Genomic DNA, 12,615 nt, shown 5'->3' on the forward strand with positions numbered 1-12,615 from the left:
GTGTTATCTAAGTCCTTGATAATAGGTCGTTAACCTAAATTTCTATTATGATCTTGCTCTCTAAGAAACAGGGTACGTAATCTTCGTATAGGCCTCGGAATCCTTTGACACAAATTGATTCACCCTGTTTCTTGTGGAATGATTAATAACAATAAATATACTTCGGAATACTATTAATCAATCCACTTTGCAAACTAAAGGGCACAGAGGCCACAAAGTTTTTAGAAGTGTTCAGTTTTTTTGACACCAAGGACACAAAGGTTTTCACTAAGGCCACTAAGTTTGAGATTTCTCAATTCCATACCCGAGGGCGTTGCCCCCGGCTAATGTGCGCGACCCCTTCAGGGTTGTGAGGTTTACACAAAGCTTAGTGGAGAATTATTTTAAAACACAAAGGCACGGAGGCCACAAAGTTTTTAGAAGTGTTTAGTTTGCCTGATTTTTAGGGCTCAACGTTTTTTCTTTGTGTTCGTGGTGTCTTTGTGTTTAAAAAAACAATAGTGCTTTACTCCTTTTCTTTTAGAACTTCAAACAGTAGTTCGGGTTCGTTTGTGGTAATGTATTCTACGTCATGGTTTATAAGGGTTTGCATATCGGCGCGGGTATTAACCGTCCAGGCGTTAACGGTCAGGCCGAGTTTGTGCGCCTCTGCAATCCACGTTGGGTTTTTGCTATATACACTAAAATGGTAGTCGAGCCCGGTGTAGCCTGCGGCCTTGGCCTCGGCAGGGGTTTTGTCGCCCTCCAGGTAGGCAATTTTGGCTTTTTTGTCCAGCTGGTGCAGGCGCTTGCCTACTTCCCAGCTGAAGCAGATATACTCTACCCACTTTTCGGCCTTGAGCTGCGTTACTATGGCATGGGCTTTTTCAGCTACCGTCAGTGCGTGTGCCTCACTGATTTGGCTGGTTTTTACCTCTACAATAAGCTTGGTTTTCTTTTGTTTCATGCCCTCGCGCAGGTAGGCCTCCAGCGTGGGGATGGCCTCTCCGTTGGGGTGTTTTTTTTCCAATAGCTGGGCGTAGGTGCTTTTTTCTATGTCGAGGCCGTAAAACTCGTGGTCGTGGTTTACTACCAGTATGCTGTCGGCCGTCATGTGTACGTCAAACTCGGTGGCGTGGCAGCCCAGGGCTATGGCGTGGTTTAGTGAGGCTATAGAGTTTTCGGGCAGGTGGGTGGTTTTCCACGCGCCGCGGTGGGCTATTACTATGTTTTTGTTGAATTGCGCCAGTGCGGTAACGCTAAGCAACAGGCTAAGGCTTAAGGATAAGAGTAGTTTTTTCATGGGTGCAAAGGTCGGGAGAATTTTAAAAGGGTGTGTTAAGTGGATTTTAAATTGAGGATGTAGGGGTGAGGGGAATTTTGTTAAATTTGGGGAGGACAATAGTAGAAGAACAATTATGAAAACTACAATAGGCTTATTTAAGCCAACAGCATCTTATCCTAAGCAGGCAATAGTTGTATTATTTGACTTAGAGGGATTTTCTAAATTTTTTAGTCAGCCGGATGTACATGAGTATGTGCCTAAATTCTTGAATCTTGTTCTTTCAAATGTTGAAAAATGTTTTTTAGGAGGTCAGGCAAGTTGGGCTTTGAATAGTAAAGATAAGCAAGTAGAAATGGAGGAAATTGCCAAACCTATACATTCTAAGTTTTTAGGCGATGGCGGATTGTATATATTTGATTACACTGAATTCACTGAAACTAAAAAAATTCATTTAGTTAATAGATTATGGATGCTTAAAAGTAATTTTCAAATGATTGTGAGTGAAGCGTCAGAGGACATTCCTATTTTAGATCTACCTAAAAACATACGTTTTGGCGTCTCAGCAGGAAGTGTTTATCGCTTGACATATTCAAATTCGAACAAAGAAGAGTATATAGGTTATAGCATTAACCTAGCGAGCAGATTACAAAGTTATTGTAGAGAGATAGGGATTTCAATATCCGGCAGATTGAATATTAAAAGTAAACAACTTGAAAAGCTTAACTATCTAAAATTAGCAGCGAAAAATATTAAAGGGTTTCCACAAGAAATTGTTATAGTAGACAAGCACGATTATGAGGGATTGGATGACAGTATTAAAACTGAACTATTTGATATTATAACATAATTATTTGCACAGTGAGATATTAAAAACTCTTAAGACTTAATGAATGAGTTACTTCGACTCCGCAAGCTCCGCTCAGCATGACAGATTACCGGTTATAGAGTGCTGTTTGTCATTCCGAACGGAGCTTGCGGAGTTGAGGAATCTCTAAGAAAGTAAAGGAAATCTAACCAGAGATGTTTCGACTCCGCTGCGCTGTGCTCAACATGACAAGACCGCAGATTTAAGAGTGCCGTTTCTCATTGCTTCGCCAGTCCGGCTATATCCTCGGGGTCGAACGGAGCTTGCGGAGTTGAGGAATCTCTAAAAAAGTAAGGAGAATCTACAAGAGATGTTTCGACTCCGCAAGCTGCGCTCAACATGACAAGACCCTAAATCCTCAAATAAAATGTACAAAACATTCGGCACCCACAATTACTATGTTTATATGCTGACCAATAAGGCCAAGACGGTTTTGTACATAGGCATAACCAACGACCTTAAGGAACGGTTGTATTACCATCAAAACCCTGAACCGCATTCTAAAGCTTTCACGGCAAAATACAAGTGTAAGTACCTGGTGTATTATGAGCACTATGATGATGTGAATGTTGCTATTGACCGCGAAACGCAGTTGAAGAAATGGCGCAGGGATAAAAAGGAGGCTTTGATTAAGGGGTTTAACCCCGAGTGGAAATTTTTGAATGATAGTATTTAGAGATTCCTCAACTCCGCAGGCTTCGTTCGGAATGACACAGTGCCCTCAAATCGATAGATCATAAAGCACAATATTCTTGGAGTGACACAGCGTATTGTTTAGAGATTCCTCAACTCCGCAAGCTCCATTCGGAATGACAAACTGCGCCTAAAACCCACCCCGCCCTACGGGCACCCCTCCGGGGGAGGGGAATGCTTACTCATGCCGCTTAATACCTCGTAAAGGTTCAAAATTAACACATCATAAAGCACAATACTGCGCAAGGGTTGGTATATTAGTGGTTATGACAGCAAAAGACATTAAAACACTTTTCTTGGCCATAAGGCACAACGATAGCAAAGCCGTAACCAACCTGCTTGCGGCACAGCCGGCACTGGTAAACGCCACGGCAAAAGCCCCGCCTAAAAAAGACGATGGGCAGTCGCCGCTACAGGTGGCGTTTAAAATAGGTGATTTTAGTATTGCCGAAATCCTGATACACCATGGTGCCGATGTAAACTTTATGGATGTTTCGGCAGTAAATGCCTGGAACACGCCGGTGCTGCACGACTGTATTAAGGCGGTGCTGTTTCAGGTGCAAACCATGCGCAAAGATACCGCTGCTTTTGAGCGGGGCTTTGCCACCCTGCAGCTCATGCTGAATAAGGGTGCCGACCCAAATGGCGTTGACAGTTATGGCAACAATTGCCTGTTAAGGGCTTTTCTTGATGCACGCCAAATGATAGACCACCCTAATTTTGACACTGGAAGCCAAACGCTACATCAGGCCCGCCGGGTTTTTAAAGCGTTGCTTGATGCCGGTGCCGATGTTAACAAACCCGAGGGGGATGAAAATAAGCTGTTGTACTTTATTGACAATTATGATTTCGGGAAGTATAACCTTTTGGGTTAACGGTTGATTGTGCTTCGACAGGCTCAGCATGACAAAAACCCACCCCGCCCTGCGGGCACCCCTCCGAGGGAAGGAAATGCTTATTCATACCTGTAAAACACATCAAAACATTTGCTATATTTGTCATTATGAAAGCATCAGAAATAAATACAGGGATTATAGAGGGCTACCTTGGGCTGCTGGACAACCTTAGTGCCTCGGCTAAGCTCGATCTTATTTCAAGGCTATCCAATTCGGTTAAGTCTGACCTTAAAAAGAAGAAGGGTTCGTTTAAAAAAGCCTTTGGCGCTTTTGAATCAGATAAATCTGCCGAGGAAATTATTGAGGAAATCAGGAGCAGCAGGGTGTCTACCCGCCAAATTGAAGACTTTTGAAAAAGTACCTGATAGATACCAATATTGCCATTTTTTACATGAAGGGCAAACACAACCTTGACAAACAGTTTGATACCCTTTCGGCAGAAGATTGCTACATTTCTGAAATTACCCTTGCCGAACTTAAATTTGGCGTTGCCAAAAGCGACAGCCCTGATAAGAACCGCAAAGCCCTCAACAACTTTTTGACAGGGGTACAGGTGTTGCCTATTTTTCATTCGCTCGATTTGTTTGCCGACGAAAAAGCACGGCTGCAACGCGCGGGTACTCCCATAGATGATTTTGACCTGCTTATTGGTGTAACTTCCGTAACCCACAATCTTGTTATGGTTACAAACAACACCAAACATTTTAAGCAGATTAAAAATATTGAACTGGAAGATTGGGTTAACGGTTGATTGTGCTTCGACAGGCTTAGGATGGCAAACCCCACCCCGCCATTTTTTCAACTTCGGACTTTAGACATCCAACCCGACTTTATGACCTTAGACTTTTGACTTTCGACTAAAGTTAATATTTCACTCCATATACACCCTTTCCCGCCGGTTTTTGCTTTTTTAGCGTAACTCAAACTCCAATTGTGAAGAATTAAGCCAAAAAGGCGTGTTTTCTGTAAAAAAGAGCGTGTATTTGGTCGTGAATGGTCGTTTAAAATCGTGTAGGTGTTAAAATGGAGTGCAAAACACCTGTTTTTGAGCAGAAAGTGAAAAATTAAACCCTTTTTTATACCTTTGCGGCCGGTTCCGCCAATAGGGGCCGTTGACATATTTTAATTTCTCACTTAAACTGTAATAGCATGCAACTGTTTAACACTTTAAGCGCAGACGAAAGGGCCGCCCTTATAGAGGAGTCTGGCAAACAGCGCCTTACGCTGTCTTTCTATGCCTACGCACACATTGAAGACCCAAAAGCTTTTCGCGACACCCTTTTTGTAGCCTGGAACCGCCTGGAAGTCCTGGGCCGTATTTATGTGGCTACCGAGGGTATTAACGCCCAGCTGTCGTTACCGGCAGATAACTTCTATGCCTTTAAGGATCAGCTTGATACAATCCCGTTTTTGAAGGATATCCGCCTTAATGTGGCCGTTGAGCACGACGACCTGTCGTTCCTGAAGCTTACCATTAAGGTGCGCCACAAGATTGTGGCCGATGGCCTTGACGATGCCACTTTTGACGTTACAAACAAGGGTATACACCTGGGTGCCAAGGACTTCAATGCCATGTTGGAAGACCCCAACACCATTGTGGTTGACTTCCGTAACCACTACGAGAGCGAGATTGGGCACTTCCGCAATGCTATTACGCCTGATGTTGAAACCTTTAGGGAATCGCTACCCATTATTGAAGGGCAACTGTCTGACCATAAGGAAGATAAAAACCTGCTGATGTACTGCACGGGCGGCATCCGCTGTGAGAAGGCCAGTGCCTTTTTTAAGCACAAGGGCTTTAAAAACGTATACCAGCTGGAGGGCGGCATTATAGAATATACCCGCCAGGTTAAGGCGGAAGGCCTTGAAAGCAAGTTTATTGGCAAAAACTTTGTATTCGACGCCCGCCTTGGCGAACGCATTACCGATGATATTTTGGCCCAGTGCCACCAGTGCGGCAAGCCGTGCGATAACCATACCAACTGTGCCAATGAGGCCTGCCACCTGCTGTTTATTCAGTGTGATGAGTGTAAGGCAAGTATGGCAAATACCTGCTCTGCCGAGTGTTTTGAAATTGTTCAACTTCCTGAAGATGAGCAGCGTAATTTGCGTAAAGGCATCAACAAAGGTAACATGATTTTCCGCAAGGGCAAGAGCGATAACCTGGCCTTTAAGCAATCGGGCGAGCTGAGCGACACGGCCCTTGCCTTTGCTCCAAAGCCTAAAGGCGCGCGCAACCGCATACGTAAAACGTTGATTGGCAAGGGTGAACATTACTATCCGAAAGCCGAAATAGGCCAGTTTACTATTGAACAGGGCGAGCTTAAAACCGGCGACCGTATCCTGATTTCAGGTCCAAGCACTGGCGACCAGCAACTTACCCTTGGTGCCATGCGTATAAATGGTAAAGAAGGCGATGTTGCCAAAGCGGGCGACAAGGTTACGTTTAACGTACCGTTCCGTATCAGGTTGTCTGATAAGTTGTATAAAGTGCTGGAATAAAACCGGTTAACGATATTTAAGATCCCGCTTCGGCGGGATTTTTTAGTTTATGGGAGTTCTGATTTGGAAAATATTTATTACAAAATGTAAAATATATTTTACTTTATGAAAAACTTGTTTTACATTCGTTGAAATTTAAATCATCAATCAAATGAAAACGAGCTATTTATTTCCGTACCGGCTAAAATGGGTTAGCTGTGTTGTATTTATCCTTTCCTGTATCTTAATGATACTTAAGATGTTTGTGCTTGATAGCGAGGCCCTTGAGCTCAATACACGGGTATTTGCCTTTGTAAGCGACGGCCAGGGCGCAGACCTGTTCAATGGCTTGGTATATTTTACCTGGATACAAGATTCCATTACCGATGAGATTGGGGTTTCACTACTCATTATATCAGGTATTATCTTTGGTTTTTCGAGGGAGAAGTTTGAAGATGAGATGGTTGCATCCATTCGCCTAAAGAGCTTGGTGTCGGCCACTATTGCCAGCTACACCCTCCTGCTTTTGGGCTACCTGTTTATTTATGGCAGCATATTCTATAATGTAATGATAATTGCCATGGTAATGCAACTGGTTATCTTTATCATCCTCCTCAGGATTAATATGTATCGCTTTACTAAATTTGCCCCAAATGAAGAATAACATAAAAGTACAGCGCGCCATACACGACCTTACGCAGCAGGAACTGGCCGAGCGCATTGGCGTAAGCCGCCAGACTATTAATGCCATGGAAGCCGCTAAGTATGTGCCGTCTACGGTGCTGGCACTTAAGCTGTCGGAACTTTTTGGCAAACCGGTAAATGAGATTTTTGAACTTGAAGAAGGCGATTAATGTGTAACTTTACCCCATGCAACAGGCTTACATACATACCCCGCTTGGCACTGCACTGTTAGAGGGCGATGCAAATGGCATCTCAAAAATCCATGTGCTGGACGGCGATGTGCCTGTTAGTGCCGTAATTCCCGCCGAATTGCAGGAGGCAGCCAGTCAATTAGCCGAGTATTTTTCCGGCAACCTTACACAATTCACCTTTAAGCTAAACCCGCAGGGGACTGATTTCCAGAAGAAAGTATGGCAGGCATTGGTGGCTATCCCTTTTGGTAAGACCACGTCTTACCAGGCACTTTCGGTACAACTGGGCGATGTAAAGGCCATACGTGCCGTAGCATCGGCTAACGGAAAAAACCCGTTGTGGATAGTTGTACCCTGCCACCGTGTTATAGGGTCAGACGGCTCTTTAACCGGTTATGCCGGAGGGCTCTGGCGCAAAAAGTGGCTGCTGGAGCATGAAACCCCACCCGTGCAACAAAGCCTGTTTTAACCACTACACTTACTTTATAAAAGCATAAAAGGGCCGCAAATTGCGGCCCTTTTACTTATTGGTAATGGTTGGTTTGTTATTTCTTAACCACTTTAACCGTAGCGTTTGCATTTGCAGTAGCTACACGTACAAGGTATGTACCCGAAGCAAGCTTCGAAAGGTCTACCTGAACGGTTTCGGTGTTCGTGTTTTGTGTAATAACCGTTTGGCCAAGCAGGTTAACCACTTCAACCTTAGTTATTGCCTCGCTGTTAGTTAGCGTTATAATATCCTGGGTTGGGTTAGGGTAAACCGAAAGGCGGCTTAAGCCAAAGTTTTTAATACTGGTTACCTGGCTAACTGTTACACTAAAGTATGGGCTTACACAACCGTTAACCGACTGGGTTGCATAATAAACACCGCCATCTGTAAGAGCCGTAGTAGCAGGGATTTCCTCATATTCCATAGCTATGTTTTGTATGTACCATGTTACGGTAGCACCGGCAACAGTAGTAATATCAAGGTCAGCCACAGTATCGCCCGAACCTTCTTCAAAAGTTTGGGTAGCTTCTCCGGCAGGAGCATCAGGAATAGCTGTTACCGAAACTACAACAGCCGTAGCAGTGCTGGTACAGTCGTTAATGGTTTGGGTAACATAGTAAGTACCGCTTACAAGTGCCTCAGTACCTGCAAGAGCAGCACCGCCCTGTGTAGCGCTCCATACAGCAGTAGCACCTTCGGCAGGTGTAGCCTCAAGATCGGCAACGGTTGCCTCTCCACAGAAGCTTTGCGTCTCAGCTACAACAGCAGGAGTAGTGTTAATGGTTATAGCAACCGGTATTGCAGCACTAATACATCCGTTAACGGTTTGGGCCACATAGTAAGTGCCGGTTGTAAGAACTTCAGTAGCAGCAATTGCAGCACCGCCTTCGGTAGCATACCAGGTAAAGGTAGCACCTGTTTCGCCGGTAACTTCAATATCAGCAGCGGTAGCGCCACCACATAATGTTTGTGCTTCAGCTGCAGGTACAGCAGTACTGTTTACAACTACTACAACCGATGAAATTACCGAGCAACCGCCCGCGTTTTCGGCTTTGATGTAGAATGTGCCTGAACTTGCAATAGCATCCGGATCTGGGAATGTTACTGTTGCAAACGGGTCTGCCCAGTAAGAATAGGTTAGCCCGGCATCAGAACCGGCTACAACTGCAGCAGCCGTAATATCTACTGTGCCCGGAGCACACGCAGCAGCAGGGTTAGTAATGGTAAGGGTTGGTAAAGCCGTTACGGTTACAGCTACAGGTGTAGCAGCACTTGTACAGCCGTTAATGGTTTGTGTTACGTAGTAAGTACCCGTAGTAAGCGCAGCAGTAGCCTCAAGTGCTGTGCCACCCTGTGTAGCGCTCCAGGTAATACCTGTGCCTATTGCAGTAAGGTTAGCAACGGTTGCGCTTCCGCAGAAAGCCTGTGTGGCATTGGCAGAAGGGGCAACAGGGGCAGGTGTAACAGTTATAGCCACAGCCACAGCAGTACTTGCACATCCGTCAACGGTTTGTTTTACATAGTAAGTACCTGTGGTTAGTGCAGTAGTAGCTGCAAGGGCAGTGCCGTTTGCAGTAGTGCTCCAGCTAACGGTAGCACCTTCCAGTATAGTAGCAGTAAGGTCGGCCACAGTGGCGCTTCCGCAGAAAGCCTGTGCAGCAGCTGTAGGTACAGCAGTTGTGTTAACAGTAACAACAACCGGTACACGCGCGCTTTCGCAGATGCTTATAAGTTGCGATACATAGTAAGTGCCGGTTGTAACAGCAGCTGTACCGGCAAGCGGTGTAGTAGCCGTTTCGGTAGCATACCACTTAATGGTAGTACCTGTAGTGCCTGTAGCAACAAGCTGGCTAACAGTAGTAGCGCCACAAAATGTTTGTGCACTTGCTGTAGGCACGGCAGGTGTAACACATGATGTGTTGAAAGAACCTTCAAAGTAACCCGAAGTACAGTCTACGTTTATACCTTTTACCCTAAAGAAGTATGGGGTAGAGGCGTTAAGGCCTGTAAGGGTATAGGTAGTTTCGGTAATTCCGGTAAACGGAGATCCTGTAACAGGTGTTGTATAGGCAGCATCTGTAAATACTTCAACAGTATAAGAATCTACCGCTGCACTGCCGGCTACAAGTGTCCAGTTAAGGGTAGCGCCGGTACCGGTAATGTTGCTGTTTGCAGCAGGCTCAAGGGCAGGGCATACGTCTTTTGCTTTACCCGATACACTAAAGATATTTGGTACGGGCTCTGTAGCGCCGGTAGATGTTTTTGTAATAACAATGCTGCTTAGGTACTTGTCCTGATTAGCAGCTTCTACAGGTATGGTTACATAGAAAATCTTAGAGTTGCCGGTTTCTACGTTACCTTCTGCGTTAGCACGGTTAGCACGGCCTATGTTGCTTATAAGCGCCGGCTGTGTGGCAGAACCGCCCTGGTACCAGTCTATAAGTGTGAAGGTTGAAACAGCCTGTGTTGTGCCATCCTGGAATTCTAATTCTGCGGTAATGGTACTTCCGCCGCTACCTGATGTTAACGACAGGTAAACATCTGAAAACTTGCGTGGTGTAGCCAGTGTAAAAGTACCTTCCTGGTTTTGTGCAGGCAGCCTTAGAGCGTTGTTACTACCATAATCAGGCAACAGGAATTTAAGTCCTGCATTAGGTGCAGCAGCGGTTAGCGTACGGTTAAGCGGAAGGCCTACCGTAGTTACAGTACCGCTTACTTTTTCATAATCAAGCGCTACATAAGAGTTGCTTACGCCATCTACCGCATTGTTGGTAGAGGTATTTGCAATACCGGTACCGTTAGCAATAACGTCGGCATTATGACCGGTAACATCTACCGGTGTAAAGCCATTGCCTGCTGTAAAGCTTGAAGCGCCGCTCCATGCATCGTTATCGCAGTCGCCTGCCTCGCCTTTAACGCGGTACCAGTACGTAGCGGCGTTTGTAAGGCCTGTAAGGGCATATGTGTTAGTAGTTGAAGTATAAGAGCCGAAAAGTGCTGTAAGGGCAGCATCGGTATATACTTCTACAGTGTAAGTAGCGGCAGTACCACCCGGGCCTACAATGTTAGACCAGTTTAGGTTTGCCGATATGTGTGTAATGTTACTGGCGCCGGCTACCTGAACGGCTTTAGCGCAGGTTGTAGCGTTTGCTACGGCAGATGTGCTGTATCTTGGGCCAAAGCAGGTAAGGCTGCCCTGGTTGTAAGCATATACAAAATAATAGTACTTGGTATTTGCAGCAACAAAGTCGCTAAAGGTAAGTGTAGCGCTATTAGCCACAACAGTACCACCGCCAAGTGCCGTGCCCGCCACATAATTAGTGCCGGTAACAGGTTCTGCGGTAAGTGTTGCAGCGGTGCTGCGTACTAAAATATATCCTGAAGGTGCTGTGGCAGCAGGTGTAATTGTAGCTGTTATTGTAGTGTTTGCAGCAACAGCAGCAATGGTGGGTGCAGCAGGTGCATCGCAGTCTGCCGGCTGGGTAATAACGTGTATGGTGTAGTCTTCGGCTTCGCCTGTTGCAAGGCCGCCACAAGGTGAAAGGGTTGTTAGCCAGTAGTAGCAAGAACGCACCCTCATGCGGTAGCTGCCCAGCGGCGTACCTTCGGGTATTGTAATGGTTCCATTGACTACTGTAGGCTGGCTCCATGCACCTGTAGAGGTATGTATGGTTTCGCCTTCATCCGTAAAATCAAGGTCGTTGTTCCAGTCTACCCAAACGCCAAGGCTGGCATACTGGTCGCTCCTGGTTACAGTATAGTTAAACGTTGTACCCGGAGATTTGCTTACACTTTGTGTGTCGGCAAAATTTGTATAGCCTGTAGAGGCTATGGTAGTACCCGTGTTGTTTGCAATATTGGTATAGCCGTTAGATGTACCCACATTGCTTATATAATAAGCTGTGCCGGTACCGGTTTTACTTGCAGCACAATAGCCCTGAAGGAAACTGCCTGTTGCATAATCAGAGTCGCAGCTGCCGTTGTTAGCCTTAACCCTGTAGTAATAAGTAGTATCTAAAGTAAGGCCGGTTACCGTTTGGCTTGTGCCTGTAATTCCGGTAAACGGAGAGCCTGTTACCGCTGTTGTAAAGGCAGCATCGGTATATACTTCCACAGTATAAGTAGCTGCTGTTCCGCCGGTGCCCAGGGAGCCCAGTGTCCAGCTTATATTTGCCGATGTATAGGTAGCTGGGGCACCTGCTGTTGTGGCAATTGCCGGGCATGCACCCAGTGTTTTACCCGATACAGCAAAAATGTTAGGTATTTTAGATTCTGAACCGGTATCAGTCTTTGTAATTTCAATTGAGTTTACAAGCTTAGCCTGGTTGGCCAGTTCTATTGGCACGGTAATCTGGAAAAGCCTGAAGTTGCCCGAGCTTGTTACACCCGAAGTGCGTTTTACGCGGCCTATGTTGCTTATAATAGCCGGGGTGTCTACACCGGTGGCCGGGTTGCTGTCCCAGTTTGTAACGGCAAGGCCTGTTACGGTTTGAGAGGTGCCATCGGCAAAGTTTACTTCAACACTAATTACAGAGCTGCCATCGCCCGATGATACCGCAAGGTAAATGGCCTGTAGCTGTGTAGGAGTTGTAAGTGTTAATGTTCCTGAGTCGTTTTGGTTAGGAAGCCTTAGCGAGTTGTTGCCTGTGTAAGGCTGAAGGGCATACGTAAGCCCTGTAACGTTAGGGCTGGTTAGTAACCCGTCTACCGGAAGGCCAAAAGTGGCAGCGGCAGATTCGGCAGTTTGTTTAAAGTCGAGCGATAAGAATGCAAAGTTTGCATTTACGTTTGCCGAGTTGTCTACAGAAGTTGTGGTAGACTCAAGTGCAGGGCCTGTACCGTTTGCAATTACGTCGTGGTTAAATCCCGTAACCGTTAGTGGCTGGTACGTCTGGCTGTAGGCCGCCCCGCCAAGCAGTAGCGAAAAGGCCCCTAAAACGGTGTTTTTTGATAAAAACCGGCTTAGTTTCGGTTTTTGCAAATCATCCGTTTTGTTTTGGACAAAGCCACTACTTACAGAAGATTTACTGTAAAGATGTTTCATGGTTGAA

11 protein-coding genes are annotated in these 12,615 nt (G+C 45.7%); 9 read left to right on the plus strand and 2 right to left on the minus strand.

From position 1 onward, the window contains the following. Nucleotides 1–505: 505 nt before the first annotated feature. On the minus strand, nt 506–1,282 hold the full coding sequence (locus AM279_RS14645; RefSeq protein ID WP_054408779.1) for a glycerophosphodiester phosphodiesterase: 777 nt from the start codon (nt 1,280–1,282) through the stop codon (nt 506–508). A 115-nt stretch (nt 1,283–1,397) separates the two neighbouring features. On the opposite strand from AM279_RS14645, the gene AM279_RS14650 reads away from it, so the two are divergent. The 9 genes from AM279_RS14650 (at nt 1,398) to AM279_RS14695 (ending at nt 7,543) form a co-directional block, all read left to right on the plus strand. Then, entirely contained in the window at nt 1,398–2,111 is a 714-nt protein-coding gene (locus tag AM279_RS14650) for a hypothetical protein (RefSeq protein WP_054408780.1), read from the plus strand. A gap of 385 nt (nt 2,112–2,496) precedes the next feature. Beyond that, nucleotides 2,497–2,805 carry a GIY-YIG nuclease family protein gene (locus AM279_RS14655; RefSeq protein ID WP_054408781.1) on the plus strand — a complete coding sequence of 103 codons (309 nt, stop codon included), beginning with the start codon at nt 2,497–2,499 and terminating at the stop codon, nt 2,803–2,805. Between the two features lie 283 nt (nt 2,806–3,088). Beyond that, nucleotides 3,089–3,697 (plus strand): ankyrin repeat domain-containing protein, encoded by a 609-nt coding sequence (locus AM279_RS14660; protein WP_054408782.1) that lies wholly within the window; start codon nt 3,089–3,091, stop codon nt 3,695–3,697. Between the two features lie 128 nt (nt 3,698–3,825). Next, on the plus strand, nt 3,826–4,071 hold the full coding sequence (locus AM279_RS14665) for a hypothetical protein (RefSeq protein WP_054408783.1): 246 nt from the start codon (nt 3,826–3,828) through the stop codon (nt 4,069–4,071). Continuing rightward, the gene (locus AM279_RS14670; RefSeq protein WP_074961686.1) at nt 4,068–4,469 is read left to right on the plus strand and encodes a type II toxin-antitoxin system VapC family toxin; all 402 of its coding nucleotides are present in this window, start codon (nt 4,068–4,070) and stop codon (nt 4,467–4,469) included. Before AM279_RS14665 ends, AM279_RS14670 begins: the two co-directional genes overlap by 4 nt. Before the next feature lie 398 nt (nt 4,470–4,867). Then, on the plus strand, nt 4,868–6,220 hold the full coding sequence (gene trhO, locus AM279_RS14680; RefSeq protein ID WP_054408785.1) for an oxygen-dependent tRNA uridine(34) hydroxylase TrhO: 1,353 nt from the start codon (nt 4,868–4,870) through the stop codon (nt 6,218–6,220). 151 nt (nt 6,221–6,371) lie between these two features. Next, the gene (locus AM279_RS14685; protein ID WP_143090443.1) at nt 6,372–6,863 is read left to right on the plus strand and encodes a hypothetical protein; all 492 of its coding nucleotides are present in this window, start codon (nt 6,372–6,374) and stop codon (nt 6,861–6,863) included. Continuing rightward, nucleotides 6,853–7,053, plus strand: coding sequence for a helix-turn-helix transcriptional regulator (locus tag AM279_RS14690; RefSeq protein WP_054408787.1), 201 nt, complete (start codon nt 6,853–6,855; stop codon nt 7,051–7,053). Before AM279_RS14685 ends, AM279_RS14690 begins: the two co-directional genes overlap by 11 nt. A gap of 16 nt (nt 7,054–7,069) precedes the next feature. Continuing rightward, on the plus strand, nt 7,070–7,543 hold the full coding sequence (locus AM279_RS14695) for a methylated-DNA--[protein]-cysteine S-methyltransferase (protein WP_054408788.1): 474 nt from the start codon (nt 7,070–7,072) through the stop codon (nt 7,541–7,543). Nucleotides 7,544–7,619: 76 nt separating this feature from the next. Here AM279_RS14695 and AM279_RS14700 read toward each other — a convergent pair whose 3' ends face one another. Beyond that, a complete protein-coding gene (locus AM279_RS14700) occupies nt 7,620–12,608 on the minus strand; it encodes an Ig-like domain-containing protein (protein WP_082344239.1) in 4,989 nt (1,662 codons plus the stop codon). Between the last annotated feature and the right edge of the window lie 7 nt (nt 12,609–12,615).

Source organism: Flavobacterium akiainvivens (assembly GCF_001278115.1).
Classification (GTDB): Bacteria; Bacteroidota; Bacteroidia; order Flavobacteriales; family Flavobacteriaceae; genus Flavobacterium; species Flavobacterium akiainvivens.

What these genes read in the sequence shown, in the direction of transcription:
- AM279_RS14645 (WP_054408779.1), bottom strand. Translation starts at nt 1,282, where the DNA reads ATGAAAAAACTACTCTTATCCTTAAGCCTTAGCCTGTTGCTTAGCGTT.
- AM279_RS14665 (WP_054408783.1), top strand. Translation starts at nt 3,826, where the DNA reads ATGAAAGCATCAGAAATAAATACAGGGATTATAGAGGGCTACCTTGGG.
- trhO (WP_054408785.1), top strand. Translation starts at nt 4,868, where the DNA reads ATGCAACTGTTTAACACTTTAAGCGCAGACGAAAGGGCCGCCCTTATA.
- AM279_RS14690 (WP_054408787.1), top strand. Translation starts at nt 6,853, where the DNA reads ATGAAGAATAACATAAAAGTACAGCGCGCCATACACGACCTTACGCAG.
- AM279_RS14650 (WP_054408780.1), top strand. Translation starts at nt 1,398, where the DNA reads ATGAAAACTACAATAGGCTTATTTAAGCCAACAGCATCTTATCCTAAG.
- AM279_RS14660 (WP_054408782.1), top strand. Translation starts at nt 3,089, where the DNA reads ATGACAGCAAAAGACATTAAAACACTTTTCTTGGCCATAAGGCACAAC.
- AM279_RS14685 (WP_143090443.1), top strand. Translation starts at nt 6,372, where the DNA reads ATGAAAACGAGCTATTTATTTCCGTACCGGCTAAAATGGGTTAGCTGT.
- AM279_RS14655 (WP_054408781.1), top strand. Translation starts at nt 2,497, where the DNA reads ATGTACAAAACATTCGGCACCCACAATTACTATGTTTATATGCTGACC.
- AM279_RS14700 (WP_082344239.1), bottom strand. Translation starts at nt 12,608, where the DNA reads ATGAAACATCTTTACAGTAAATCTTCTGTAAGTAGTGGCTTTGTCCAA.
- AM279_RS14695 (WP_054408788.1), top strand. Translation starts at nt 7,070, where the DNA reads ATGCAACAGGCTTACATACATACCCCGCTTGGCACTGCACTGTTAGAG.